The organism is Kibdelosporangium phytohabitans, from assembly GCF_001302585.1.
Lineage (GTDB): Bacteria > Actinomycetota > Actinomycetes > Mycobacteriales > Pseudonocardiaceae > Kibdelosporangium > Kibdelosporangium phytohabitans.
The window spans coordinates 4,271,599-4,295,881 of record NZ_CP012752.1; the positions used below are offsets into that span (position 1 = coordinate 4,271,599).

The 24,283-nt window shown below is 68.2% G+C and carries 25 protein-coding genes, 5 tRNA genes and 1 pseudogene; 17 read left to right on the plus strand and 14 right to left on the minus strand.

Going from position 1 to position 24,283, the window contains the following annotated elements; all coding sequences use genetic code 11:
- Position 1: 1 nt before the first annotated feature.
- From AOZ06_RS19555 to AOZ06_RS19565, 3 genes are all read right to left on the minus strand, one after another.
- The gene (locus AOZ06_RS19555; RefSeq protein ID WP_054290724.1) at positions 2 to 1,372 is read right to left on the minus strand and encodes a hypothetical protein; all 1,371 of its coding nucleotides are present in this window, start codon (positions 1,370 to 1,372) and stop codon (positions 2 to 4) included.
- Between the two features lie 85 nt (positions 1,373 to 1,457).
- Positions 1,458 to 2,405 carry a LysR family transcriptional regulator gene (locus AOZ06_RS19560; protein ID WP_083471801.1) on the minus strand — a complete coding sequence of 316 codons (948 nt, stop codon included), beginning with the start codon at positions 2,403 to 2,405 and terminating at the stop codon, positions 1,458 to 1,460.
- Between the two features lie 123 nt (positions 2,406 to 2,528).
- Positions 2,529 to 2,738 carry a TOBE domain-containing protein gene (locus AOZ06_RS19565; protein ID WP_083472671.1) on the minus strand — a complete coding sequence of 70 codons (210 nt, stop codon included), beginning with the start codon at positions 2,736 to 2,738 and terminating at the stop codon, positions 2,529 to 2,531.
- A 108-nt stretch (positions 2,739 to 2,846) separates the two neighbouring features.
- Here AOZ06_RS19565 and AOZ06_RS19570 point away from each other — a divergent pair, with 108 nt between their 5' ends.
- Together AOZ06_RS19570 and AOZ06_RS19575 are read left to right on the plus strand one after the other, a co-directional pair.
- The gene (locus tag AOZ06_RS19570) at positions 2,847 to 3,329 is read left to right on the plus strand and encodes a cation:proton antiporter regulatory subunit (protein WP_054290727.1); all 483 of its coding nucleotides are present in this window, start codon (positions 2,847 to 2,849) and stop codon (positions 3,327 to 3,329) included.
- Between the two features lie 27 nt (positions 3,330 to 3,356).
- Positions 3,357 to 4,535 (plus strand): cation:proton antiporter, encoded by a 1,179-nt coding sequence (locus tag AOZ06_RS19575; RefSeq protein WP_054290728.1) that lies wholly within the window; start codon positions 3,357 to 3,359, stop codon positions 4,533 to 4,535.
- A 127-nt stretch (positions 4,536 to 4,662) separates the two neighbouring features.
- Here AOZ06_RS19575 and AOZ06_RS19580 read toward each other — a convergent pair whose 3' ends face one another.
- The 4 genes from AOZ06_RS19580 to AOZ06_RS58940 form a co-directional block, all read right to left on the minus strand.
- Positions 4,663 to 5,157 carry a metallophosphoesterase family protein gene (locus AOZ06_RS19580; protein ID WP_054290729.1) on the minus strand — a complete coding sequence of 165 codons (495 nt, stop codon included), beginning with the start codon at positions 5,155 to 5,157 and terminating at the stop codon, positions 4,663 to 4,665.
- A 905-nt stretch (positions 5,158 to 6,062) separates the two neighbouring features.
- A complete protein-coding gene (locus AOZ06_RS19585) occupies positions 6,063 to 7,004 on the minus strand; it encodes a GGDEF domain-containing protein (RefSeq protein ID WP_054290730.1) in 942 nt (313 codons plus the stop codon).
- Between the two features lie 191 nt (positions 7,005 to 7,195).
- Entirely contained in the window at positions 7,196 to 7,513 is a 318-nt protein-coding gene (locus AOZ06_RS58935) for a MurR/RpiR family transcriptional regulator (RefSeq protein WP_218922018.1), read from the minus strand.
- Complete coding sequence (locus AOZ06_RS58940) at positions 7,513 to 8,061, minus strand: MurR/RpiR family transcriptional regulator (protein WP_218922019.1); 549 nt, start codon at positions 8,059 to 8,061, stop codon at positions 7,513 to 7,515. The genes AOZ06_RS58935 and AOZ06_RS58940 overlap by 1 nt, the downstream gene beginning before the upstream one ends.
- Between AOZ06_RS58940 and AOZ06_RS19595 the strand changes: the two genes are divergently transcribed.
- Positions 8,055 to 8,762 (plus strand): alpha/beta hydrolase family protein, encoded by a 708-nt coding sequence (locus AOZ06_RS19595; protein WP_054290731.1) that lies wholly within the window; start codon positions 8,055 to 8,057, stop codon positions 8,760 to 8,762. The genes AOZ06_RS58940 and AOZ06_RS19595 overlap by 7 nt on opposite strands.
- Here the strand turns inward: AOZ06_RS19595 and AOZ06_RS19600 are convergent.
- Positions 8,712 to 9,671: a threonine ammonia-lyase gene (locus tag AOZ06_RS19600; RefSeq protein ID WP_054290732.1), complete on the minus strand. Its 960-nt coding sequence runs from the start codon at positions 9,669 to 9,671 to the stop codon at positions 8,712 to 8,714. The two genes, AOZ06_RS19595 and AOZ06_RS19600, sit on opposite strands and share 51 nt — an antisense overlap.
- A 311-nt stretch (positions 9,672 to 9,982) precedes the next feature.
- On the opposite strand from AOZ06_RS19600, the gene AOZ06_RS19605 reads away from it, so the two are divergent.
- The 7 genes from AOZ06_RS19605 to AOZ06_RS19635 all read left to right on the plus strand — a co-directional run bounded on the left by AOZ06_RS19605 (position 9,983) and on the right by AOZ06_RS19635 (position 13,598).
- Entirely contained in the window at positions 9,983 to 10,723 is a 741-nt protein-coding gene (locus AOZ06_RS19605) for an endonuclease/exonuclease/phosphatase family protein (RefSeq protein WP_054290733.1), read from the plus strand.
- 271 nt (positions 10,724 to 10,994) lie between these two features.
- A tRNA-Gly gene (locus AOZ06_RS19610) sits at positions 10,995 to 11,067 on the plus strand.
- A gap of 18 nt (positions 11,068 to 11,085) precedes the next feature.
- A tRNA-Gly gene (locus AOZ06_RS19615) sits at positions 11,086 to 11,156 on the plus strand.
- Positions 11,157 to 11,169: 13 nt separating this feature from the next.
- Positions 11,170 to 11,242, plus strand: a tRNA-Gln gene (locus AOZ06_RS19620).
- Positions 11,243 to 11,255: 13 nt separating this feature from the next.
- Positions 11,256 to 11,338 (plus strand) — tRNA-Leu (locus tag AOZ06_RS19625).
- An 11-nt stretch (positions 11,339 to 11,349) separates the two neighbouring features.
- Positions 11,350 to 11,438: transfer RNA gene (locus AOZ06_RS19630), tRNA-Ser, on the plus strand.
- A gap of 30 nt (positions 11,439 to 11,468) precedes the next feature.
- Complete coding sequence (locus AOZ06_RS19635) at positions 11,469 to 13,598, plus strand: TerD family protein (RefSeq protein WP_218922020.1); 2,130 nt, start codon at positions 11,469 to 11,471, stop codon at positions 13,596 to 13,598.
- A 116-nt stretch (positions 13,599 to 13,714) separates the two neighbouring features.
- On the opposite strand, the gene AOZ06_RS19640 is transcribed toward AOZ06_RS19635, so the two are convergent.
- Together AOZ06_RS19640 and AOZ06_RS19645 are read right to left on the minus strand one after the other, a co-directional pair.
- A complete protein-coding gene (locus AOZ06_RS19640) occupies positions 13,715 to 14,464 on the minus strand; it encodes an ABC transporter permease subunit (protein ID WP_054290734.1) in 750 nt (249 codons plus the stop codon).
- A 47-nt stretch (positions 14,465 to 14,511) separates the two neighbouring features.
- Positions 14,512 to 15,180: pseudogene (locus tag AOZ06_RS19645) on the minus strand (ABC transporter ATP-binding protein); the annotation flags it as partial.
- 86 nt (positions 15,181 to 15,266) lie between these two features.
- Here AOZ06_RS19645 and AOZ06_RS19650 point away from each other — a divergent pair.
- Positions 15,267 to 16,352, plus strand: coding sequence for a sensor histidine kinase (locus tag AOZ06_RS19650; protein ID WP_054290736.1), 1,086 nt, complete (start codon positions 15,267 to 15,269; stop codon positions 16,350 to 16,352).
- The gene (locus AOZ06_RS19655) at positions 16,349 to 16,987 is read left to right on the plus strand and encodes a response regulator (RefSeq protein WP_054290737.1); all 639 of its coding nucleotides are present in this window, start codon (positions 16,349 to 16,351) and stop codon (positions 16,985 to 16,987) included. The genes AOZ06_RS19650 and AOZ06_RS19655 overlap by 4 nt, the downstream gene beginning before the upstream one ends.
- 147 nt (positions 16,988 to 17,134) lie before the next feature.
- Here the strand turns inward: AOZ06_RS19655 and AOZ06_RS19660 are convergent, their stop codons facing one another.
- On the minus strand, positions 17,135 to 17,764 hold the full coding sequence (locus AOZ06_RS19660; RefSeq protein WP_054290738.1) for a DUF4360 domain-containing protein: 630 nt from the start codon (positions 17,762 to 17,764) through the stop codon (positions 17,135 to 17,137).
- Positions 17,765 to 18,410: 646 nt separating this feature from the next.
- On the opposite strand from AOZ06_RS19660, the gene AOZ06_RS19665 reads away from it, so the two are divergent.
- The 5 genes from AOZ06_RS19665 to AOZ06_RS19685 all read left to right on the plus strand — a co-directional run bounded on the left by AOZ06_RS19665 (position 18,411) and on the right by AOZ06_RS19685 (position 21,597).
- Positions 18,411 to 19,226: a lytic polysaccharide monooxygenase gene (locus AOZ06_RS19665; protein ID WP_054290739.1), complete on the plus strand. Its 816-nt coding sequence runs from the start codon at positions 18,411 to 18,413 to the stop codon at positions 19,224 to 19,226.
- A gap of 5 nt (positions 19,227 to 19,231) precedes the next feature.
- Positions 19,232 to 19,825 (plus strand): DUF305 domain-containing protein, encoded by a 594-nt coding sequence (locus tag AOZ06_RS19670; RefSeq protein WP_054290740.1) that lies wholly within the window; start codon positions 19,232 to 19,234, stop codon positions 19,823 to 19,825.
- Between the two features lie 154 nt (positions 19,826 to 19,979).
- Entirely contained in the window at positions 19,980 to 20,378 is a 399-nt protein-coding gene (locus AOZ06_RS19675; RefSeq protein ID WP_169798947.1) for an STAS domain-containing protein, read from the plus strand.
- Between the two features lie 154 nt (positions 20,379 to 20,532).
- Entirely contained in the window at positions 20,533 to 21,324 is a 792-nt protein-coding gene (locus tag AOZ06_RS19680) for an SDR family oxidoreductase (RefSeq protein ID WP_054290742.1), read from the plus strand.
- Between the two features lie 57 nt (positions 21,325 to 21,381).
- On the plus strand, positions 21,382 to 21,597 hold the full coding sequence (locus AOZ06_RS19685) for a putative signal transducing protein (protein ID WP_063810070.1): 216 nt from the start codon (positions 21,382 to 21,384) through the stop codon (positions 21,595 to 21,597).
- Here the strand turns inward: AOZ06_RS19685 and AOZ06_RS19690 are convergent.
- Genes AOZ06_RS19690 through AOZ06_RS19700 form a run of 3 tightly spaced genes read right to left on the minus strand, consistent with a single transcriptional unit; the run spans position 21,587 to position 24,257 of the window.
- Positions 21,587 to 22,198: a TMEM175 family protein gene (locus AOZ06_RS19690; RefSeq protein ID WP_236952298.1), complete on the minus strand. Its 612-nt coding sequence runs from the start codon at positions 22,196 to 22,198 to the stop codon at positions 21,587 to 21,589. The genes AOZ06_RS19685 and AOZ06_RS19690 overlap by 11 nt on opposite strands.
- A 19-nt stretch (positions 22,199 to 22,217) precedes the next feature.
- Entirely contained in the window at positions 22,218 to 22,892 is a 675-nt protein-coding gene (locus AOZ06_RS19695) for a DUF899 domain-containing protein (RefSeq protein ID WP_054290745.1), read from the minus strand.
- Positions 22,893 to 22,910: 18 nt separating this feature from the next.
- Positions 22,911 to 24,257 carry an MFS transporter gene (locus AOZ06_RS19700; RefSeq protein WP_054290746.1) on the minus strand — a complete coding sequence of 449 codons (1,347 nt, stop codon included), beginning with the start codon at positions 24,255 to 24,257 and terminating at the stop codon, positions 22,911 to 22,913.
- Positions 24,258 to 24,283: the final 26 nt, after the last annotated feature.

A 24,283-nucleotide genomic window follows, 5' to 3' on the forward strand; every position in this document is an offset into this window, starting at 1 on the left:
CTCACGGCGCGATGCCGACCCCGGGGTAGAACCGCTTCCAGAGCTCGGCCTGCACGCTGGACAGTGCGGGCCAGTGCCTGCCACCCGGTCGCGGATACACTTTGGACTCGTAGCTGTTCGGCGTGAAGCCGGGGTCGAAGAAGCATCCTTGGTGGTACTTGGCGTCGAATGCCGGGCACGAAGCGGCCACGGAGGCGGCCGTCGGCTTGCGGCTGGTCTTCACCCACGTCGCCAGCGCCGAGACGGCGGCTGCGTACCCTGAGTCACTCAACGCCGAGTGCTCGCTCTCCCGGGTGAAAGTCTGCACCAGGTACCGGGAGTTGCCCGCGTGGGTCACGGAGGCGCGGTAGGCCGCGTCGTGCTCCACGAACGCGGTCGGGTCGTTGATCGCGTGCATCGACAACACCGGCACCGAGATCGAACCGGTGACGTCACTGTCGTACGACAGGTCCCGCACAGCCGACGGATCGGCCCAGAACCGTTGCACGCCAAGGTTCAGCGCGACATCGTCGTGTGAGCCCGTGTAGCGGACGCCCACGTTGGCGAACGGATTGCGGCCGCCGAGCCGGTTGTGCACGATGTCCCGGAACGTGAACGTGGCGAAGTTCAGGTGTGACGCCAAAGTCCGCTCAGGCAACCGCGTCACCCCGAGGATGTCCTTGAGGTTCTGGGCCTGCTGAGCGGTGCGCTGCGCCGGCGGCGACTCGATCCCCGCGCATTCCTGCAGCCTGGCCCGCAGGCCGCTGCCGGTCATGGTCGAGTCCTCGCGCAGCCCCATCCACAGTGGATACTGCGGCTCGCTCGGCCGCGGGTGGTTGCCGCAGTAGTACTGGTAGACCACGCGCAGGTCGACCCGGTAGTTGTATCCGCGGCTACCGCCCGCGAGCACACCGTTGGTCAGCAGCACGCCGTCGTATTTGTGCTGTTCCGCCGCTTTCGCGGCGATGTTGCCGCCCCAGGACTGGCCGTGCAGCAGCGTCGTGCGTGGTTTGCCGAAGCTGCGGGTGAACTGCGCTCGCAGGTTCTCGGTGTCCTCGATGGCCATCTGGGTGCCGTAACCACCGCGCCGGTAGGACGAACCCGCCCAGGCGTGGCCCTCACGCACCAGCACCGACCAGCGGGTGAGGTCGTCGGTGCTGCGGTCCTGGGTCGGTGGGCCGAGGTCCGGTCCGCCGTGCGTGTGCAGGACGAGTGTGCCGTTCCAGTTCCGCGGAACGGCGATCGAGTAGTACGCGCCATGGGTGTCCTTGCCGCCGTGGCAAGTGGTCTCGGCGGGGAGGGTGGTGGGGCACGGCACCGTCTGCACCTGGTCGGCGGCTGGGACCGGGGACAGTCCCATCAGGAGGGCGGTGACGATCGAAACTGTGTGCATGGGTCCTCCGCGTGCTGCGCCGCGTCGCGCTGGCAGTGACCGTAGACACAGCGGCCGAAGCTCGCAGAGGTTGCGTTCATTGAGTTCACGGACCGGGGTCGAACGAGATGTCCCGCGCCGTGTCGACGAACTCCCTGATCGCCGTGTTGCGGGACGAACTGCGCCAGATCGGCACGACCGCCATCGGCGGCATGTCGTTGATCGGCACCACTTCCAAGCCGGGGAACACGAACCGGTCGAACACCGTGCCGATCGTGATGTACAGGCCGTGGCCGCGGGCCACCGCGGCGAGGAAGTCGTCGAGCGTCAGCTCGTTGCGGCCGGTCATCGTCGTGATGTCGGTCGCGAGCCGGTTCAGCGGCACACCGGACGGCGTCATGCTCGGCGTCCACGCCTCCAGCAACTCCGGCCGCCACGCGTTGCTCGGGTTCAGCAGCGGGTACCCGGCGAGCTGCTCGACGCTGATCGACTCGTTGCTGGCCAGCGGATGCCCGGACGGCACGACCACGCCACGCCCGACGCGGTGCAGCACCGGGCCGATGGTGCGGCCGGGGGCGTCGAGCGCCTTGCCGTCCCCGCCGGGACTCCAGATCAGTTCGACATCGGTGTCGATCGGCGGGACGTACCCGCTGACGCCGACGTCGAAGTGCACCATGGCGCGGAGCTTGACCGCGCAGCCGGGATGGCGGTGCTCGAAGGCGGACACGATCCGCGTGACGCCTTTCGCGCCGATCGACGGCATGTAGCCGACTGACAGCCGCACCTGGGCGTCCCGGGCCACCGCCTGGCACTCGGTCAGCGACGTCACGAGCATGTCGTAGCCGCGCTTGGCGCCGTCGTAGAACCGCAGGCCGACGTCGGTCAGCTGGACGTGCCCGCTCGTGCGCTCGAACAGCGCCGCGCCGATCTCCCGTTCGAGCGACCGGATCAGGCCGCCGACCCGTTCCTGCGAGACGCGCAGGCGGTGCGCGGTCCGGCCGAGATGCAGCTCGTCCGCGAGGACGAGGAAGGCATCCACTTCCCGTAACTCCACCCTGTGGCCCCCATGATCGCCCGGCGACGCCCATGGCTACATTAGCGGAGCAGGCAACAGTCCTAAATAGACATGCGGCGCCGTGCTCGCCACAGGCCGGGGCCACGCGGTCGGCTTGCCCCGCTACGAGGTGGTGAGTGCGACCTCGGCCGACTTCACCAGGACACTCACCGGTGTGCCGTCGGTGATGCCGAGGTCCTCGACGGCCTCACGGGTGATCGCCGCGGTGATCTCCTGCCCGCCGGGCAGCCGGGTCCTGACCGTGGCCATGACCTCGCCGGACCGGACGGCGCTCACCGTGCCCGCGGGCTGGTCGCGGATGCTCGATGCCATGATCGCGGACTGTGACCCGGTGGTCACGGTGCCGCGACCCGAGTCCGTTTCGCACCGATTCCAGGGTTCGTCGCATGACGAACGTCCGAGCGGGTTAGAGTCAATGGCGTGAACGTCGAGGTGACCCCACTGCCGGGACTGGGCACGCGTCAGGACTTCGTCTCCCGCGGCGGACGGCGGATCGGTGTGATCACCTATCGCGACGGCCGGATGGAGATGATCGTCTCCAAGCAGGACGACACCGACTCGTGCGTGGCCTCGATCCCGCTGACGGTCGAGGAGAGCGCGACGCTGGCGACCCTGCTCGGCGCGCCCCAGCTGGTGACGCAGCTGGAGGAGCAGAACAGGGACATCTCCGGCATCACCACCCGGCAGCTGCCGCTCGCGCCCGGCTCGCCCTACGACGGCAGGACCCTCGGTGACACGGCACTGCGCACCAGGACAGCTGTGTCGGTCGTCGCCGTGGTGCGTGGCGGTACAGCGCATCCATCGCCCCGGCCGGACTTCCGGCTCAGCGGCGGCGACATGCTCGTGACCGTCGGCACAGCCGACGGGCTGGGCAAGGCCGTCGAGGTGCTCGAGACCGGCTGACAGCCGGCCTGATCCACAAGGGGACAAGTGCACGACACCGCCATCTCCCTGATCGAACTGGGAGCGGTTTTCTTCGGCCTGGGCCTGCTCGGACGACTGGCGTGGAAGATCGGTATCTCACCGATCCCGCTGTACCTGCTCGGCGGTCTCGCGTTCGGGTCCGGCGGGCTGATCCCGTTGCACGGCATCGACGAGTTCGCCTCACTGGCGGGCGAGATCGGCGTGATCCTGCTGCTGTTGCTGCTCGGCCTGGAGTACTCGGCCAACGAGCTGGTCACAGGGATGCGCAGGGCGTGGCTGGCGGGACTGCTGGACCTGGTGCTCAACGCGTTGCCGGGCGCGGCCGTGGCGCTGCTGCTGGGCTGGGGCCCGGTCGGCGCGATCGCGATGGCGGGGGTCACGTACATCTCGTCGTCGGGGATCATCGCGAAGGTGCTGGGCGACCTCGGCAGGCTCGGTAACCGCGAAACACCTGTGGTGCTGTCGATCCTGGTGTTCGAGGACCTGGCGATGGCGGTGTACCTGCCGATCCTGACGGCGCTGCTGGCGGGCGCGACGCTGATGGGCGGGCTGACGGCGGTGGGCGTCTCGCTGATCGTGATCACGATCGTGCTGGTGATCGCGCTGAAGTTCGGTCGCTACGTCTCGATGCTGGTCGACAGCCCGGAGCCGGAGGTGTTCCTGCTGCGGGTGCTGGGAGCGGCGCTGCTGGTGGCGGGAGTGGCCTCGCAGCTGCAGGTGTCCGCGGCGGTGGGAGCGTTCCTGCTGGGCATCGCGATCTCCGGGTCGACGGCGGAGAACGCGACGAAGCTGCTGGAACCGTTGCGGGACTTGTTCGCCGCGATGTTCTTCGTGGTCTTCGGGCTGAACACGAACCCGACGACGATCCCGCCGGTGCTCGGCTGGGCGGTGGCGCTGGCGTTCGTGACGACGCTGACGAAGGTTGCCACCGGATGGTTCGCGGCCCGCCAGCAAGGCATCGGCCGGATGGGCCGGGCGAGGGCGGGGGCGGCACTGGTGGCACGCGGGGAGTTCTCCATCGTCATCGCGGGCCTGGCGGTGGCCGCGGGCGCGGTGGAAGACGAATTGGCCGCGCTGGCAACGGCATACGTGCTGCTGATGGCAGTGCTCGGACCGGTGGCCGCCCGTGTGGTCGAGCCGGTAGCCCGTGGCCTGCAACGCAAACTGCAGCCCCGCCCAGCCTAGCGGCCCGTCCCGAAACGCTTCTCGACGCCCAGCTTCTGCTGGCCGCACCGCAAACCCGGTTCAAGCCCCCTCCTGCGGCACGCCCAACGGAAACCAGGACCACCAACGTTCCGAGACGGGCGACCAGTCAGCCGGTCACAGGGACGATCCGTGCCCCGGCAAGCGAACCGTCGGAGATGTCAAGGACACCAAGGGTGCCGTACGGCTGGCGCCGCCGGTCGGTAGGCGAACCGGGGTTGAAGATCCGCACACCATCACCGGTCTGATCCATCGGAATGTGCGAGTGCCCGAACACGACAAGATCGGCACGGGGAAACCGCCGCCGCATCCGGGCGGTGCGGCCCGTGGCCTGCCCACTGTCATGAATCATGGCCACCGCCAAGCCACCCAAGTCAACCTCAAGCGTCTCGGACGCACCCCAGGCAGCCACATCCGGACCATCATTGTTGCCCTGCACGACATACACCGGTGCGAACTCAGCGAGCTCATCGAGAACATCCGGCGTACACACATCCCCAGCGTGCAGGATGACATCAGCATCCCGAAGATGCTCAGCGACACGAGGTGGACAAGACTTCCAGCGCCGAGGCGAATGAGTATCAGCAAGCACAACAACCCTCATCCACCAAACCTAACGGCCAACGCCACCACCGGCGATCCGCAGCAAGGAAGCCCACCACCCCAGCGAGTGCAGGGCAGCGAGGCAAAGAAGCGTGGACGAGGCCCGCAGCCGCGTGGCTGGTGGGGAGCGAGCACAGCGCCACCGGCGCTGGGAGTGCGCGCGGAGCGGTGTTGGCGGGGGCGGCAGAAGGTGACCACTCGCCAGAGTGAGTAAGGCAAAGAAAGCATGGACAAGATCTCGTGTGGAGGCTGGTACGCAACCAACACAGTGCACCCAGCGCTGGAAACAGAACCTCGGCCGGAAACTGCACTCCAACGTAACCGGCGGCGCTGACGCAATCAGACGATATCCGTTTATACCCAGCACACGGCGGCGGGCGACCCGTAGGTGGGCACGCTTACCTACTCACCCTGCGGCCCGCACGCTGGAAAGAAGACACGGCGAGTGAGCTGGAAAGAAGACACAGCGAGCTGGAAACCAGAACAGCGGAGGCCATGCGGGAGGGTGAGAGCATGGCGAGAGCCGAGCGTGGATCAAAGAGTGGCCGGTCCAGCAGCGGGCACGGCGGCGATGAGGCCGATCCCGGTGATCTCATTGGCGCATACGAAGAAGGCTTGCGCTGTACTTGATCAGCTAACCGTTGTTCCTGTTTTCGCTCGTCGCCCCGCTTTTCCAGCTCACCTGGCGCGTCTTCTTTCCAGCTCATCCGCTGTTTCCTCGTTCCAGCGTGCGGGTCGCATGGTGAGTATGTAAGCGTGCCTACTTGCCGCTGTGGCTGGGTGTAAACGGATATTGTCTGATTGCGTTGGCGCTGCTGGTTACGTACCAGCCATTCACGCGAGATCTTGTCCATGCTTTCTTCGCTGTACTCACTCCGATGGTTGGTCGCCTTTGGGTGCTTCTATTTATCGGGGGAGGAATGAGCGGAAGTCTTCCATTGCGCCTTCTACTACGTCGCATACTGGGCAGACCGAGGTTTTGGTCGGTTGCGAGGGCGGGCGCTCTACCGCGCGGGCCGATGGGTCCGTGGAGGGCGCCGCCGACGTGGTTCGCGGGGGAGTTTGCTTCGGCTTCTGTGTTGGTCCGGCGGCTCGGGATGGTTGCACGGTCGCTGTCATCGTCACCGTTGACGGCGGCACAGTCACTGCGGGCATCGTGATCGTTGGCAGCGCGGGGAGCAGTGGGGGCTCGGCGGCCACCTGCGTTACTCGCTTCGGTGTGTCGCTGACCAGTGAGATCACGACGACTCCTGCCGCGCACGCACCGAGCAGTGCGAGTGGGATTCGCATGGATCGCCGTTGTTTCGGTGCCCGAACCCTGTCCCGGCCGGTTTTCTTCGCGTGCCTCAGCGCTGTGTCTGCTTCGACTATGAGGGTTTGGATGTCGGTGGTCGGGTTTCCCGCCGCCACGCCGAAGGACGCCGTGATCGTGTCGATCCGCACTGTTCCGCCGTGTGTGGGGGCCTCCACCACGAGCGAGCGGATGTCCTGGCGCACCCGCTCAGTCACCGCCAGCGCTTCGTCCAGCACTGTGTCGGGCAACAGGATCAGGAACTCGTCACCGCCGTGCCCGCCGTAGCGGCCGACGAGATCGCCCTTGCGGGTCCGCTGCCTCAGAGTGTCCGCCACGGCCTTCAGCACCGCGTCTCCCGCCACGTGTCCGTAGCGGTCGTTCACGCGTTTGAAGTTGTCGAGGTCGACCACGACCAGCGCCGTCGATGGCGAGGCCGCCAGGACGTGGGGTGCTTGCTCGTCCCAACCCCACCTGTCCAGCAACAGGGTCAGCCGGTCGGTCGCCCACCGGCCGTGTGGCCGGCCGCACGAGTCGCAGCTGGACGAAGTGGTCATTTCGGGGCAGCCTCCCTTCGGCCGGTGAGACTATCGGTTGCCCGGTCATCACGCAGCGTCTCAGTGGGGTGAACCGGTGACCTGTCGGGTGATCTTCATTCATCCGGCCGTGCTGATCTGTCACAACTGTGCATGACGTGACAAAACCGGTGGGCGGACCTGTCATGGCTCGCCAAGTAACGGCAATTGCGTCAGAAGCCCAATTGCTGGCGCAGCACGGTCAGGGTGTGTGACGACTCGACGGTCCGCTCCTGGTCGGCTGCTGCGATTGCCTGAGCCAACGCGTCCCCGACCACCATGGCGGTCAACGACTCACCGGACATCCCGGTCGGGCTGTGCGGGGCGTAGAGCGACATGGTCACCTCGTCCGCGAGTTCGCCGGCCAGTTGGTCCGTGACCAGGACCGTCTTCGCGCCGACCGTCCGCGCCCGGTCGAGCAGGACCTCCATGTCGACGAGCATCCGGCCGGGCGCGAACAGCACCACCGCGTCGCCGTGTTCCATGTCCATCAGGTCGTCGGCGAGCTTGACCCGGCGGACTGGATGGGCCGGGCCCGCAGTCCGACGCGCCGCAGCTTCGACGCGAGGTGTTCGGCCGAGACCGATGACGCGCCGATGCCGTACGTCAGGACCTGCTCGGCCTCAAGGAGAATCCGCACGGCTGTCGCGTACGCGTCCGGGGAGTGGTTGCGGCGCGACAACTCGATCCGGTCGAGTGCCTCGCCGACCACCCGGTCCCACACCTGGTCCAGGTCGCCGCCGGTGGACTCGACACGCTGCCGCGCGCGTTCCTCCGGGGCCGTTTCCGTGGTGAACGGCGCCGCGACCTTGCCCTTGAGTTCGGCGAGACCGGTGTAGCCCAGCGCCTGCAGGGTGCGGATCACGGTGGCGTTGCTGGTCTTGCTCTCCGCGCCGATGTCCTGTGCGGACATGTGGAGCAGTCGTTCCGGCGTGATCGCCGAGAGTGATCGGCAGACACCTCGCGCCGCGGGGGAGAACTCGTCCCACTGCTCGCGGATCCGGGACCGCAGATCGGCCAGCGCCGGATTTCGTGTCACATTCGCCGCTGGTCGTGATGCGGCACGGCACCAACCGCTCGGCGGTGAAATCCCGCGACAACATGATCGAGTTCGCCGACGAGCACGGCGCGGTGATCCTCGCGCCGATCTTCCCCGCCGGGCTCGTCGACCCCGACGACATCCACAACTACAAGTTCATCGACTACCGCGGCATCCGGTTCGACCGCATGCTTCTGTCCAAAGTGGACGAAGTGGCCGAGCGGTTCCCTGTCGCGGCACGGCGGTTGCACCTGCACGGCTTCTCCGGCGGCGGCCAGTTCACCCACCGGCTGCTCTACCTGCACCCCGATCGGCTCGCGTCCGCGTCGATCGGCGCGCCCGGCTGGATCACGCAGCTCGACGACACCCTGCCGTGGTGGCTGGGCACCAAGGACTTCGAGCAGCGGTTCGGCGCGCCGATCGACTTCGGCGCGCTGCGCAGCGTACCCATCCAGCTGGTGGTCGGCTCGGCGGACACCGAGGCGTGGGAGATCGACAACCGGGGCGACTCCAACTGGATGGACGGCGTCGAGAAGACCGGCGGCACACGGATCGAGCGGCTGCGCACGCTGGAGCGCGGTTACCGGTCACACGGCCTCGACGTGACGTTCGACCTGGTCGACGGCGTCGGCCACATCGGGTCGCAGGTGCTAGGCGCGGTTCGCCGGTTCTTCGGCGAACACATCGGCCAGCGTGCCTAGCGTGACGTTGCGGCCGGACACGATCGCGACCGCCCGCCCGGCGACGTCGACCTTCCCGGCCAGCAGCGCCGCGACGGGCACCGCGCCCGCGCCCTCGGCGACCACGCCGTGGTTGGCCGCGAGGTAGCGGATGGCGTGCCGAAGCTCCGGTTCGGTGACCGTGACCAGCGAGTGGACGTGCTCGGTGATCAGGCCGACCGTCACCGAACCGGGCTCGAGGTTGCCGACAATGCCGTCGGCGAGCGTCTCGCCGACGGTTATCTCCACATCGTGGCCCGCGTTGACGGTTTCCGACATGGCGACGGACTCGGCCGACTCGACGCCGACGACGCGGACACCCGCCCGCTGCGACGCCCACAGGCCCAGGCCCGACGCGAGCCCACCGCCGCCGACCGCGCACACCACGGTCATCGGGCCGTCGACCTGGCTGTCGAGCTCGTAGCCGATGGTGGCTTGGCCCGCGATCACCGCCGGGTCGTTGTACGCCGACACGTACACCCCGTCGGTGAGGCTCAAGGCGTACTGCTCGGCGTCGTCGAACGAGCTCCCGACCTGGACCAGGGTGACGTTCTCGAACCCCTTGAGCTTGGCGACCTTGGCCGGTGAGGCGTTGCCGGACACCACGACCGTGGCGCGCATGCCGAGCAACGCGGACGCCGTGGCCACGCCGAGCCCGTGGTTGCCCGCCGAAGCGGTCACGACCTCGGCATCCGCGGGCAGGGCGCTCATCGCCGCGATCGCGCCCCGGATCTTGAACGAGCCACCCGGCTGCGCGGTCTCCAGTTTCAGCAGCACCTCCGCCGTGCTGTCCACAGGGGACGGCCGCAGCACGGCCGACACCCGCTGCCAGGCCGGAGGCAGGTCGTCGGTACCGGGAACACGCACAGGGCGGATCATGGGACGGGTCATTCGCCCAGGCTAGCGTTAAATCCGTTGAGCCAGACCAGGAGCAGGCCCTAACGTGGTCCTCGCACGGCGATGGGGGAGCTTACCGCTAACCAGGGGCCGATGGCGCCGCGAGGCGTGTCGGAGGGATAGCGCTCCCGCTCACCGTGCCCGCGAGGCCATGAAGCGACTTCCTGCCACTACCGCCGCTCGCCCACCAGCAGTCGCTTCGCTTTCCTCGCTTCGGCTTGGAGCCCGCCACTTCGGGGGAGGTGGCGGGCTCTTGCGCGTCCCGGTGCCGATCTGCTTGTCTCGGATCGACTGGGAGGTGCGCCATGAAGGTCCGACTGGTTCTGGCGGTCGCCTGCGCGTTGCTCGCCACCGCGCCCGCGGCGAGCGCGACGACGACCGAAGTCAAGATCCTGCAGGTGAACATCTGCAACAGCGGCCTCGCCGGGTGCTACACCGGCAAAGCGGTCGACCACGCGGTCTCCGTGATCGCATCGGCCCGGCCGCAGGTGCTGTCGGTCAACGAGTCCTGCGTCAGCGACATCGAACCGCTGCACAAGGCGATGGGCCCGTCGGCGGTCGCGTTCGTCGCGGCCCGGCGTCCGGACGGATCCCCAGTGCTGTGCACCAACGGCGAGCAGTACGGCAACATCGTCATGGTGCTCGCGGAACTCGCCGGGCCGGTCACCGCGACCGGCCTCTACGCCACGCAGGACACCAGCACCGAGCACCGCGCCTGGGCCTGCCTGCCCGCCGGGAAGATCGGCGCGTGCACGACCCACCTCTCGGCCCGCAGCGGCTCGACAGCGCTCGCCCAGTGCAAGGAACTGATGGCCAAGGTCGTCGACCACCCCAGGCCCGCCGTGGTCGCCGGCGACATGAATCTGCGCTACCGCGGCTGGCCGGACGTGCAGAGCTGCAATCCACCCGGTTTCTACCGCAAGGGCGACGGCGGCCTGCAGCACGTCTTCGTCAGCTCCGATCTGAAGTTCGTGCGCGGCACCCGGATCGACATGAACGGCACCACCGACCATCCGGGGTGGATGGTCACCGTGAAGATGGGCTGACGTATTCACTTTCGTCCCGCGCGGTAAATGTGCTTGACCCCATTCCCGGGGCCCGGCATGATTTGGCTACACACCGGGCAAGGAGAACAGTCATGGCGAACAAGCGACAGCGGGGACATGCCGCTGAGCAGTCGCCGTTCTCGTTGCGAGGGTGCGGTTCGATCAGTCGTGCGGGCTCCTCGCCGTGACATAGGTTCGTTGTCGCGCAACGGGAGCCGCCCACCGGGAACCACCGGTCAGGGCGGCTTTCGCTATCCGGCTGGTCCATTCTGCGGTCGTGGCGTACCAGGTGAACGCGCCAGGCTTCCACCCTGGAGAAGCGGGTTCGATTCCCGCCGGCCGTTCGTGCTTTCTTCAATTCCGTGAGCGTCTTCCAACGGCAGGATGTGTGCTTGCCATGCACACGATGCGGGTTCGATTCCCGTCGCTCGCACGCAGTTGTTCTGTGCCCGTTGGTCCAGTTGGCATGGACGCCGGACTCTGACTCCGGAGACCGAGGTTCGAACCCTTGACGGGCAGCGCGGCGGTAAACGCCCCTGTGGCGGAATGGCAGACGCACGCGACTCAAAATCGCGGGCCCGTCAGGGCGTGCAGGTTCGAGTCCTGCCAGGGGTACTGTCCGTTTTGGAGGGCTGGCCGAGTCTGGAAAGGCACCGGTTTGCTAAGCCGTGGTCCGGGGCGACACCCGGCGCGCGTTCGAATCGCGCGCCCTCCGCTCGCAGCAGCATTCACCAGGGAGACGATCGTGATCGACGCGCAGACGATCTTCCGCAGGACCATGCGGGTGCCGTTGGGCGACGGCGAGCCGGGCACCGGCTCCGGTGTCGCCCGGCAGATGGACGCCGCGCTGGTCGGGATGGGTTTCAAGGCCACGCGCGAGCTGCTCGAGCACGTCGGCGCGTTCGAGCCCCGCTCCGCCATGGACATCGCCCGCATGGTGATCAGGACCGTGCGCGAACTGGTGGGGGACACCGTTGCGCACAACGCGTACTTCATCAGGTTCCCCAAGGACGTCCCGGACACCGTGGAGTTCTGGGTGAAGTGCATGCGTGACGCGCTGGTGCCGCTGACCATCGACGGCCGGGTCGACCTGCTCCAGCTGCCGGGCTACGGCACCTACCAGCACACCTACGAGGAACTCCTTGCCGCGCACGACGAGCTCATCCCGTCGGCGAAGGACCGTGTCACCATCGTGCACCTCGGCGGCACCGTCGAGCAGGAGAGTGCGCGTCTGTTCCGTGACCTCGCGGGCAGCGTGACGCCGCTCGGCGAGAGCGACTTGGTACTGCTGGCGGAACTCGCGGCCCGGACGGGCGAACTGCCGGAAACCCTTCCGGTCAGGGACAACCGCGCGGTCGTCAACTCCGTGCGAATGGCGGCCGGGCAGCCGTTGGTGTTCGTGGACACCGTGACGGATGTGCTGCGGGTGGCGTGCCACGCCAGCGGCGGTGACGTCACTTTGCAGGAGCGCACCAAGTTCCGCGGTTTCAAGCGGCGTGAACGGCGTGTGCTGCTGGCAGCGCTGGACGCGGTGATCGCGGACAACGACGGCAAGCTCGGAGACGTCACCCGGTTCGCTGAGCGGTGGAAGCGGCTGGGCGAACGGCTGCACCCGCACGAGTACCCGCAGTTCCCCTGCGCGGCAGAGGTTTTCGCGGTCGCCCGCGGCGACCGCAGGTTCCAGTCGCTGGCCGGGCGGGCCGAGCAGGCGTACCGCACCGAAGGTGTGGTCGCTGCGGCGTCCGTGCTGTCCGACGCTCCCGGAATGCTGGTGCGGTCGATGGACCGGTTGTTGCGTGAAGCGGATCCGGCGCAGACCGAGCAGGTGCTCGAATTGGCCGGGAAGTCGCTGGGGGCGGTGTCGGGCCGTGTGTTGTGCTCGGTGCGTGAGCACTTCGCCAACCGCGCGTCGCCGGACTCGGCGCGTGTGTTCGCCTCCCGCGGCCGTCGTGCCTGGGTGGCCGGCGACAACCGCAAGCCGTTGCGGTCCATGGTGATCAACCGCGCGATCAGGATGCTGGACGCCGAACTGCTCGGCCGGGTGCCCGCCTGCGAGCGGATCGTGATCCACCCGGACGTGCTCGACGTGGCCGTGCCGTTGTCCGGCAAGGCCACGGAGGACGGTTTCGCCGTGCTGCCGCGCGGCACCCGGACTCCGGTGGACGGCGACGTGCTGCGGTTCTTCACGTACTGGCGCCAGCGCCGGGAACGGACGGACTTCGATCTGTCGGTTCTGTTGCTGAACAAGGACTTCCAGTATGCGGGGCACGTGTCGTGGACCAGCTACGACACCGGCGGCGCGGTGTACTCCGGTGACATCACCGAAGCCAAGGACGGTGCCACGGAGTTCATCGACGTCACGCTGGACGCCGTGTCGGCCAGGTACATCGTGCCGCAGGTGAACATCTACTCGGGAGAGGGGTTCGACCAGGTCGCCGAGTCGATGTTCGGCTGGATGACGCGGGAACGCGGCCAGGAAGGCGCGCCGTTCGAGCCACGCACGGTCCGGACGCGTTCGGACATGCGCGGTTCCAGCCGGGTCGCGTTGCCGATCGTGTTCGGCCGTGACGACGACGGCAGGTGGACGGCCACCTGGACGCACCTGTACCTGACCGGCTCGGTGAACTTCAACCGCGTCGAGGGACACATGAGCAACACCAGCAGGCTTGCCCGTGCCGTGTACGAGAAGCGCTACCTGACGATGTCGTACCTGATCAACTTGCTCGCGGTCAAAGCCGGCTCGGTGACCGTGTGGGAACCGGGCGTCCGGCTGGCCGAGCCGGTCGTGTTCATCGGGCTCGACCAGCCGGAAGGCCTGCCGGAGGGCTCGGAGGTGTTCACCCGGGATCGGCTCAACCGACTGGTCCCGGCGTAGTGGACTGGGACACGCGAGGCCATGGCGGAGCTTCCTTCTGCGCCTGTAACGCTTGTAGCTCCGCCGCTTTCCTCGCAGTCACGTGGACGAGGGCCCGCTCCGGCGGGCCCTCGTTTTCATGTCACGTCCCGCCGGACGGTGATCAGCCTGGCCGCGACAGCCGCGGCGACGGCGTAACCGATCATCAGCAACGCTCCCGCCCACACGGGCAGCAGGTCACCGGCGGGGGCGAACGCGCCGAGCGCGTCCCGGTTCCAGCCGCTGGCCGCCTTGCCCACACCGGTCGGCGTCCACCGCCCGACCGCGGGAACCAGCATGACCAGCGCCCATTCGGCGTAGAACACCCACACGAACGCGACCGTGATCGCGGCGACCATGTTGCGGATCAACGCGCCGGCACCCGCGCCGAACAGGCACCACAAGCCCGTGCTCAGCACCGAGCCCAGCAACACCGCTGGAATGTCCGGCGTCCACACGGGATAGTCGTACGCGGACAGCAGGATCGCCACGAGCGGTCCGGTCACCAGTGCGGCCAGCAGACCGACGGCAAGCCCGATCGCGCTGCTGGCCACCAGCTTCGCCGTGATCACACGCCCACGCCGTGGCGTGACGAGGAAGGCCCACGTGATCGTTCGATGCCGGTACTCGCTGGTGACCAGGAGGATGCCGAGGATCATCACGAACATGTAGCCCTGCTGGGCCATGCTGTACGCGGATTCGACGGCTCGTTCGTCCACCGTTTCCGGTTTGATGAACAGGACCACTTGCAGGACTGCCCACAGCGCGCACGCCATCACCGCGATGGCGGCCACCCACCGCATGGACCGGGTGATCCGCAGGAACTCGGCTTTCACCAGCGTGATCATGATCGCACCAGCTCCAGGTAGGCGTCCTCCAGGTTGCCGAAGTCGGTGATCGGTCCGGTCGCGAGCAGCTTGCCGTGGTTGATCACGACGACGGAGTCCACGGTCCTGGCCATCTCGGTGAGCACGTGGCTCGACACGAGCACGGCCCGGCCGTCGACCGCCAGCGCGCGCAGGAACCCGCGCAGCCAGTGGATGCCTTCCGGGTCAAGGCCGTTGGCGGGTTCGTCGAGAATCAGCACGGGCGGGTCGCCCAGCAGCGCGCTGGCGATCGCCAGCCGCTGCCGCATACCCAACGAGAACCCGCCGACCCGCCGCTTGGCGGCGTGCTGGAGATCCACCAGTTCCAGCACCCCGTCCACCCGCTCCGACGGGATCCCGGCCGCCGTGCTCAGCACACGCAGATGAGTACGCGCGGTGTGCGCCGGGTGGAACGCCGTGGACTCCAGCACCGCCCCGACGGACTTCATCGGCTCGGGCAGGTCCACGTACCTGCCGCCGTCGATCGTCGCGGTGCCCGAGGTCGGCGTGACCAGGCCGAGGATCATCCGCAGCGTGGTGGTCTTGCCCGCGCCGTTCGGGCCGAGGAACCCGGTGACCGCGCCGGGCCGGACGGTGAACGACAGGTCGGTCACCGCCTCGACGGCGCCGAAGCGCTTGCTCAGCTTCTGCACTGCTATCACGGCGACCAGCCTGCCGGTGGCGAACCTCCTGGTCATCGGCTCGTGGCTGGGTCTTGGGCGGGTGGAGAGGGCTCCACCCCGGGCTGGAGGTGCCGGTCCGGGAGCGGAGGTACCGTGAGCCCGTGGGCAGATGGCGGTACGCGGTGTGGGGCGTGGTCGTGCTGTATCTCGGCTCCGACCTCGTGGGTTCCGTCATCAACTCCACCCAGGTGCACGGCGTGGCCGGGGTTGTCCCCGACGGCGGCCTGCACGTTCTGGCGTTGGCGTGTGGGTACATCGCCTACCGCTGGGACAAGTACAGCGTCTGGCTGCTCGCCGTGACGGCCGTGCTGGGCCTGGCCGAGCACTTCCACACCCAGTTCGCCGGGACCAGCCTGATGTTCCTCGCGGTCTGGATGGCGCCGTTCCGGGCACGGCTGTGGCACGCGATTACGTTGACCGTGGCTGTGACGGCGGCGTACGTCGGCACATCGATGGCGGTCTCGCTGGACGGGTACGCGATCTTCGGCATCGGTTTCGCACTCGGCTGGGCCGGTTTCCTCGCCGCGGTGCTCAACCAGCTCGCGGTGACGCGCGCGCAGACCAGGGCGATCGCCGAGGCGCGGGCGCACACGGCGGTGCTGGGGGAGCGGCAGCGGCTGGCCCGTGAGATCCACGACATCCTGGCGCATTCGCTGTCCGCTCAGGTCGTGCACCTCGAAGGGGCGCGGCTGCTGCTGGAACGGGGCGCGGAGCGGGACGTGGTCCTCGATCGGGTCGTCCGGGCGGGAGATCTGGCCAGGTCGGGTTTGGAGGATTCCAAGCGGGCGGTCGCGGCGTTGCGAGGCGATCAGGCACCGCTGGCGGAGCAGTTGGAACAACTCGCCGACCAGTTCCGGGCGACCACCGGACGCGCGTGCGAGGTCACGGTGACCGGCGATGCCGGGCAGCTGACGCCGGAAGCCTGGCTCGCTGTGGTGCGCACGGCGCAGGAGGCGTTGACCAACGCCCACAAGCACGCGCCGCGGGCGTCGGTGTCCCTTGCCTTGCGGTGCGCGGCCGACTGGTGTGAATTGAACGTCGAGGACACCGGCGGGACAGCCGCCGGGACCGCGGGAAACGGGTACGGATTGGTGGGTATGCGGGAACGGGCCGAACTGATCGGCGGCACACTGGACGCCGGGCCGGTCGACGGTGGATTCCGGGTGCGGCTGCGGGTCCCGGCATGACGCGGGTGGTCGTCGTCGACGATCAGACCGTCGTCAGGGAAGGGCTCGTGCTGCTGTTGCAGTTGCTGCCGGACATCGAGGTGGTTGGTTCGGCCGCGAGCGGCGAGGAAGCGCTGCGCCTGGTGGCGACCGAGAAACCGGACGTGGTGCTGATGGACCTCCGGATGCCCAAGATGGACGGTGTGGAGGCGACGAAACGGGTCCGTGCAGACCATCCGGGCACCCAGGTCGTCGTGCTGACCACGTACTCGGACGACGAGTCCGTGTTCGCGGCGCTGCGCGCGGGCGCACGCGGCTACCTCACCAAGGACGCGCGTGCGGGCGAGATCGCCGAGGCCATCGCGGCGGTCCGGCGCGGCGAGGCCCAGTTCGACCCGGCCATCCAGCGCAGGCTCGCCGAGCAGGTCACCAGCCGCCCGGCGAGCGGCGACTCGCTGCCGGACGGCCTGACACCGCGCGAAGCCGACGTGCTGCGGCTGATCGCGGAAGGCCGGTCGAACGCGGAGATCGCCGGGCACCTCGTGATCACCGAGGCGACCGTGAAGACGCACATCAACAACCTCTTCGCCAAGATCGGCGTGCGGGACCGCGCACAGGCGGTCACGTACGCGTTCCGGCGTGGCCTGGCCGGCTAGGCCCGATGCGGCAGCCCACGTGAAAACCCCCTTCCCGCAAGGGGAAGGGGGCGTCCATTGTGCGCAATGAGACGGTTCGCCCGCGTGCTGCCGCCGTGTGGAACGGGCCGCCGCGCGAGGGCTGCGGCGGCCCTTGTCTCGGTGTGCTCAGCAGCGCTTCCAGATGAACCGGAAGCGGCCGTTGGGGTTGCGGTCGGGGGAGTCCATCGAGATCCAGCTCGCCGTGGTCTGCGGGTTGGACGTTCCCGCGCTCACGCGAAGTGCGGTGTTGACGTTGAAGTACCGGTGGTCGTTGCAGGGGGCGTACACGACCGAACCGGGATCGGTGACGTCGGCTGTCGCCCAGTCACCGCGCTGCGGGCCGGTGAACGGGTGGATCCGCCGGGCAGTGGGGGTCTGGCCCTGGAAGTAGTAGTCCGCGCCCTGCCAGGCCTGTGCGCCCGCGGCGAGGCTGATCCGGCCGGAGTACTCGGCGCGCACGATCCCGAACGTGAACCCGGACGGTACCCGGACGTCCAGGCTGAGCTGGCAGTTCTTCCTGATGTCGGTCGGGTCGGCGCCGGGGCCGACCTTCGCGACGTATCCCTCGCGGTGGGTGAACGTGAACTCGGAGTTGTCGTCGGCGACATGGACCTCGGTCGAGCCGGCCGGGCAGCCCGATCCGTTCGCGGTCACGACGTGGACGGTGACCCTCCCGGCCGGGACCTCGTCAGCGGCCGTCGCCGTGGGGGTCTGCATGGATAAGGCCACGGCAAGGGCAAGCATCGTAGTGATCATTGAGGCACCTTTCGAACAAACCATTCCGGTAGCGGGCCCTGCACGCAGGGTAGCCCCATCGACGCATCTGAAAAGCCTACGGATGGAGCAATAGTTTTAGTCGAGGGCGTTGTCGGGCATTTTTTGAAACGTATTCAGGGGTTATGATCCTACGAAACGACCATTTCATTTCCCGGCACCGTCCATAACAGATTTACCCAGAATTCGGTGATGGCCGGTCCGGGTTTGCCACGCGGGCGAGCGAGGGTGGTCATCCGGTTCGTCGGCACGTTCATGTGGTCGTCCGCGCCGCGGCCAAAGCCGGTCCCGCGTAAGAACAAGTCGTGAATTAAGTGCCGATCACGTTGCGGGGCACCGGGTCTTGACTGGTGTAAACCATTTCAGTCTGACATATCCGCAGGTCAGCCGCTTGTCGGCGGTCCGGATATGCCGCACGTGCATGGCCTGCCGAAAGTGAACCCGGCCCGCGGATCCTCCGTAGTCATCGACAAGGCGGGAACTACCCGGACGGAGGTGGCCACAGTGGACGGTGGGCGAGATCGCTTGACTCGCACCGCAACCGGTTTATATGGTCCAGACCACTCGTGATCTACGCGAGCACGGACGGCAGGCGCGGGCCGTCCGCAATGCGAGGAGTTTCTTTTCCATGTCCCTGAAACGAAAGCTGTCCGTGACCGCCGCCGCGGCCGGAATCGCTCCCGTGCTGCTGGTCCTCGTGCCCGTCGGGCAGGCCGGCGCCCATGGATACATTTCGACGCCGGGCAGCCGCCAGGCGCAATGCGCGTCCGGCGTGGTGCCGTGCGGCTCGATCAAGTTCGAGCCGCAGAGCGTGGAAGGCCCCAAGGGGCTGAGCAGCTGCAACGGCGGGCTGGGCCAGTTCGCGGAGCTGAACGACGACAGCAAGCCGTGGCGCGCGACGTCGGTGGGCGGCACGGTCGACTTCACCTGGACCTTCACCGCACGTCACCGCACCGCGAACTACGAGTACTTCCTCAACGGCAAGCGGATCGCCACGATCGACGGCGGCGGCCAGCAGCCGGCACCGACGGTCAAGCACACCGTCAGCCTCGCCGGGGCGTCCGGACGCCAGAAGCTGCTGGCGGTGTGGAACATCGCCGACACGCCGAACGCGTTCTACTCGTGCGTCGACCTCCAGGTCGGTGGCGGCGGTTCGACCCCGCCGACCACCCCGCCGACCACCCCGCCGACCACGCAGCCGCCGACGACCCCGCCGACGACGCAGCCCCCGTCGTCCACACCGAAGCCGACCAGCAGCACACCGAAGCCGACGACGCCGACCCAGCAGCCTCCTTCGACGGGTGCCGAATGGCAGCCGGGGACGGCCTACGCGGCCGGTGCGGAGGTCACGTTCCAGGGTTCGCGGTTCCGCGTGCTCCAGCGGCACACCTCGCTGGCGGGCTGGGAACCGCCTGCGACGCCCGCGCTGTGGCAGAAACTCTGACCCCGGTGAAGCGTTTCCCCCTCGCCGTCGTGGCGAGCCTGACGGTGTTGCTGACCGGGTGTGGTGCGGGCGAGCCCGCGGCGCCGGACGCGCCGCCCCCGGCACCTGAAGCGGAGGTGGTCACGAGCGCGGACCACAACGACACCGACGTGATGTTCCTGCAGATGATGGTGCCGCACCACACGCAGGGCATGGAGATGGTCCGGCTGGCCGAGAAGCAGGCCACGCGGCCGGAGATCAAGGACCTCGTCGCCGCGATCGGGGTGACGCAGGCCGACGAGGCGAAGTCGATGGCCGGCTGGCTGGCCCAGTGGGGCAAGCCGGCCACGGCGGACCCGGACGCCGGCGCGCACGCCGACCACGGCGGGCTGCCCGCGACCAACCCCGAGGTGATCGCGGACTTGGCGAAGTCCACGGGAACGGAGTTCGAGGGCAAGTTCCTCAACCTGTTCACCGGCCACCAGGGCGCCGCGGTGGAAATGGCGCAGCGTGAACTCAAGCAGGGCGCGAGCGGGCCGGTGAAGGAGCTGGCCGACCGGATCGTGAAGTCGAGGACGGGCCAGATCCAGCAGATGCTGACCCTGCTCGGTCAGCAGTAGAGCCGAAGGGCCAGGTGCGCCCAAACGCGAGGGTTGGGCGCACCGGCTACGGACAGCAACAACCTGGAAACGGAGGATGACTGACACGGGGGAGGTGAAGGACTAGGGTATGGGCCAGCTACCGACGCAACATCCCCACGAAGGGACCGCAACGGTGTCCGAGAACGGCCTGCTCGACTGGCACGTGCAGCACGACACCGACGTGGTCGTCCTGACCGTCGCCGGGGAGATAGACCTGGCGACCGAGGAGGACTTCGCCGAAGCGCTGGACTGCGCGCTGGCGGCGGAGGCGGCGGTGCTGCTGGTGAACCTGGTGAAGGTGACGTTCCTCGGCTCGGCCGCCCTGCACGTGCTGCTGGAGGCCAACGCGAAGGCCCGGCGCCAGAGCCGCGCGTTCCGCGTGGCTCACGGCGGCTCGTTCGCCGCCCACGTGATCGCGGTCGCGGGTCTGGACCAAGTGCTTGAGGTGTTCGACAGCCCGGAAGCCGCGCTGTCCTGGGTGCCCGCGCCGTCGGATGGCCGCCACGACGCCGCCGTGCGTGACATCCGCTGAGCAGCACACCTTTCTTTGTCCACTGTGGACTGAATAGTCGAGGATACGGAAACGGCGGAAAAGCAAGGGTTTTGCGCAAGCAAAGACCTATGTGCGAGCGGATCCCGCACCTCGCTAGCGTCGGCGGCTGTCCGACTCGAGTGAGGGATTTCCGTTGAGAATTCTTGTGACCGGAGCCACCGGCACCGTGGGCAGGCACGTCGTCGACCAGTTGCTCACCGCGGGCGCGACCGTCCGCGCGCTGACGAGAGACCCCGCGTCCGCGCGCCTGCCCGCGAAGGTCGAACTCGTCCGCGGTGACCTCGGCTCGCCGAGTGCCGGCGTGTTCCGCGGCGTCGACCGGCTGTTCCTGTTGTCCGCCGGTGACTCGGCGCGCGTGGTCGACCTGGCCCGCGAGGCGGGCGTGCGGCGGATCGTCACGCTCACGTCGGCCGGCATCGCCGACGAATACCAGGAGACCGAGCGGTCGGTCGAGAAGTCCGGCCTCGAGTGGACCCACGTCCGGCCGGGCATGTTCGCGGCGAACCTGCTCGACTGGGCCCGCGGCATCAAGGCCGGCGGCGTCGTCCGCGAGCCGTGCGCCCAGGCGAGGCAGACCCCCGTCCACGAACAGGACATCGCGGCCGTCGCCGCGACCGCACTGCTGTTCGACGGCCACAATGGACACACGTACACCCTGTCCGGCCCCGAATCGCTGAGCAAACCGGAGCAGGCCGCCGCGATCGGCGCGGCGATCGGCCTCGACGTCCGGTTCGAGGAGCTGACACCGCACGAGTGGCGGGCCCGCTCCGGTGTGCCCGATCTCGTCGCGGACTTCCTGCTGGACATCTGGCAGCGCGCCACCACGCGGCCGGAACCGGTCCTGCCGACCGTCGAGGAGGTGCTCGGCAGGCCGGCGAGGACGGTCACCGAATGGGCCGTCGACCACGCGGGGGACTTCCGGTGACGTGGCACGAACATGTCACGCCAGGCCCGCCTTCACACGCCCGCGTATCGTGGGGACATGATCGAGCTGCTTCGTTCCAATGACCCGGTTCTGATGTCGTTCGCTGCTTCCGTCCTGAAGGACGCGGGGATCGAGCACAACCACACCGACAGCCACATGAGCGTGATCGACGGCTCCATCGGTGCGTTGCAGCAGCGCCTCCTCGTCGCCGAGGACCGGCGCGCGGAAGCCGAGCGGCTGCTGACCGAAGCGGGCGTCCGGCTCACGACGTGACGCGGCGCCTGCGGTTCCACACCCGCACCACCACGGGCGTGAGCAGGAGCAGCAGCAGCGAGAAGTAGTTCACGCCCGGCACGGCCAGTGCCAGCACCAGTGCGACGACGATCAGTACTGTGGTGGCGACGCCGCTGGCCAGGTACTGGTCGTCGAGCGGGTTCTCGGGGTCCTGAATGTCCGGATCGCGGTGGATCAACAAGGTCAGCGCGCTGAGGCAGATGCTGCTGGCCAGAACCGTACCCATGTAGAACGCCACAGTGAAGTGCTCGCCGCCGTACCGGCCGACGAGTTCGGTCGGGAACGGCAGCAGCACAGTGGTGAACAGCCAGCCGATGTTCCACAGGACCAGGCTGTTGGAGTATCGCTTGACGTGCGCGAACATCCGGTGGTGGGTCAGCCAGAGCCGCGCGATCACCACGAAACTCAGCACGAAGCTGCCGATCTGGTCCCGGTGGTGGGTGAGGACCTCGACGGGGTGCTTGAGGGGCTCGTTGGCCAGTTCGACGAGCGGCAGGACGAGCAGGGTGATCGCGATCGCCGCGACGGCGTCGGTGAACAGCACCAGCCGATCCGGATTGCGGGACATTGTTTCGTGCACGCGCGCAATCTAACCCGGACTACCGAGCCGGTGCATCGTAGGCGTCGTGCCAGTTCCACCACTCGTACGGCGGCGTCTGCGGGTATCCGTCGGGCGAGTCCTCCCACGTCTCCTGCCGCCCGAGCGCGGTGATGTCCAGGTAGCTCCACGTGCTGCCCATCGCCTCGTCGCCGCGGTTGTCCACGAAGTACGTGCGGAACACGTCGTCGCCCTGGCGGATGAACGCGTTCGTGCCGTGCAGTTCGCTCACCCCGAAGTCGGTGTCGAAGTCGTCCGTCACCGTGTACCAGGGCATCGTCCAGCCCATTCGTGCCGTCATGCGCCGGATGTCGGCTTGTGGCGCCCGTGACGCGAACGCGAGGGTGGTGTCCCGTGCGTGCAGATGGGCGATATGGGCGACCTGGTCGGCCACCAGGGAACAGCCCTTGCAGCCGTGCTCGGGCCAGCCGTGCACACCGGGCTCGAAGAACGCGCGGTACAGGATCAGCTGACGGCGTCCTTCGAACAGGTCGAGCAGGCTCGCTGTGCCGTCAGGGCCTTCGAACGCGTACGTCTTGCGCACTGCCAGCCACGGCATCCGCCTGCGTTCGGCGGCGAGCGCGTCCCGTGCCTTGGTCATCTCCTTCTCGCGCACGAGCAGTTCCAGACGTGCGGTGTGCCATTCCTCGGCGCTGACGATCGGCGGAGTGTGCATTGTGGATCTTCCTTTCCCTCATGCCGTCCGGCGCAGCCGCAGCCAGACGAGCGCGGTGCTGGCCAGCGTGACCAACACGTTGACAGTCAATGCGAAGCGGATCCCCGGCAACTCGGCCGCCTGGGTCGCGGCCACCGCGGCGAGTACCGGGATCCCGACGGTGATGGCGACCTGTTGCGTCATCGAGGTGAGGCCGGTCGCCAGGCCTTGTTCCTCGTCCGGCAGTCCGGACGTCGCCGTCACCGTGTACGCCACGATCGCCGCGACGTGCCCGAAGAACCCGAACAACAGCGCCGGGACCACGATCGCGAGCGCGACCCGGTCGGTGCCGGTGAACACCAGCGGGAGCGTGGCCAGCCCCTGTACGGTCATGCCCGCGGCCAGCACCACGCGGCTGCCGAACCGGCCGATGAACCGCCCGGCGAGCACGCCCGCGATGACCGACGCGCAGCCGGGCAGGCCGAAGACCAGCCCGGTGGCCAAAGGGGACAGACCGAGCACCCGCTGCAGGTACAGCGTCAGCAGGAAGATCATCGCCGGTTCCATCGCGAAGACCACGAACCCGGCGTAGTTCCCCCACTTCACCGACGGCCGCCGGAGGATCCGCAGCGACGCCAGCGGCGCGGGCGAGCGCAGTTCGATCAGCCAGAACGCGACGAGCAGCAGCACGCCGACGGCTCCCGCCACGACGCTTCGCTCGATCACCGCGTAGATCACGGCGAGCAGACCACCGGTCACCGTCACGGCGCCGGGCACGTCCAGCTTCGCCCGCTCGGGCACCGTGCTCTCGTTGATCACGAACGGTGTGGCGAGCAGTACCGCGACGGCGACCGGAACGTTGACGAAGAACGCGGCACGCCAGCCGAGCGCACCGATCAGGGCCCCACCGGCCAACGCGCCGACGGTGAACCCGCCGGACAGCAGCGCGCCGTTGAGACCGAGCACCTTGGCGCGCATCGCGCCTTCCGTGAACGTCGTGGTGATCAGGGACAACCCCGCCGGAAGCGTCATCGCGGTGGCGAAGCCCTGCAGGACCCGTGCGGTCAGGAGCATCTCGGGGTTCGTGGCGAACCCGCCGAGCAGCGACGCCCCGGTCAGCAGCACCATGCCGGTCATGAACAGCCTGCGGCGGCCGAACAGGTCCGCCAACCGGCCGAACAGCAGGCTGAACCCCGCCGCGGGCAGCGCGTAGGCGGACGCGACCCACGCCAGCGCACCCGGTGGCAGGCCGACACCCGTGCCGACCTCGGGCAACGCCACGTTCAGGATCGAGAAGTCCACGGACAGCATGAACCCCGCGCCGAGCAGCACCAGCAATGTCACCCGTTGACGGGCGTCGAAGCGTGGCGCGACGGCGACAACCATGATGAACCTCCACCCAGTAGCAACCT

What these genes read in the sequence shown, in the direction of transcription:
- AOZ06_RS19555 (WP_054290724.1), bottom strand. Translation starts at nt 1,372, where the DNA reads ATGCACACAGTTTCGATCGTCACCGCCCTCCTGATGGGACTGTCCCCG.
- AOZ06_RS19565 (WP_083472671.1), bottom strand. Translation starts at nt 2,738, where the DNA reads ATGGCATCGAGCATCCGCGACCAGCCCGCGGGCACGGTGAGCGCCGTC.
- AOZ06_RS19580 (WP_054290729.1), bottom strand. Translation starts at nt 5,157, where the DNA reads ATGAGGGTTGTTGTGCTTGCTGATACTCATTCGCCTCGGCGCTGGAAG.
- AOZ06_RS19585 (WP_054290730.1), bottom strand. Translation starts at nt 7,004, where the DNA reads ATGACCACTTCGTCCAGCTGCGACTCGTGCGGCCGGCCACACGGCCGG.
- AOZ06_RS58935 (WP_218922018.1), bottom strand. Translation starts at nt 7,513, where the DNA reads ATGGACATGGAACACGGCGACGCGGTGGTGCTGTTCGCGCCCGGCCGG.
- AOZ06_RS19600 (WP_054290732.1), bottom strand. Translation starts at nt 9,671, where the DNA reads ATGACCCGTCCCATGATCCGCCCTGTGCGTGTTCCCGGTACCGACGAC.
- AOZ06_RS19605 (WP_054290733.1), top strand. Translation starts at nt 9,983, where the DNA reads ATGAAGGTCCGACTGGTTCTGGCGGTCGCCTGCGCGTTGCTCGCCACC.
- AOZ06_RS19640 (WP_054290734.1), bottom strand. Translation starts at nt 14,464, where the DNA reads ATGATCACGCTGGTGAAAGCCGAGTTCCTGCGGATCACCCGGTCCATG.
- AOZ06_RS19655 (WP_054290737.1), top strand. Translation starts at nt 16,349, where the DNA reads ATGACGCGGGTGGTCGTCGTCGACGATCAGACCGTCGTCAGGGAAGGG.
- AOZ06_RS19660 (WP_054290738.1), bottom strand. Translation starts at nt 17,764, where the DNA reads ATGATCACTACGATGCTTGCCCTTGCCGTGGCCTTATCCATGCAGACC.
- AOZ06_RS19665 (WP_054290739.1), top strand. Translation starts at nt 18,411, where the DNA reads ATGTCCCTGAAACGAAAGCTGTCCGTGACCGCCGCCGCGGCCGGAATC.
- AOZ06_RS19685 (WP_063810070.1), top strand. Translation starts at nt 21,382, where the DNA reads ATGATCGAGCTGCTTCGTTCCAATGACCCGGTTCTGATGTCGTTCGCT.
- AOZ06_RS19695 (WP_054290745.1), bottom strand. Translation starts at nt 22,892, where the DNA reads ATGCACACTCCGCCGATCGTCAGCGCCGAGGAATGGCACACCGCACGT.
- AOZ06_RS19700 (WP_054290746.1), bottom strand. Translation starts at nt 24,257, where the DNA reads ATGGTTGTCGCCGTCGCGCCACGCTTCGACGCCCGTCAACGGGTGACA.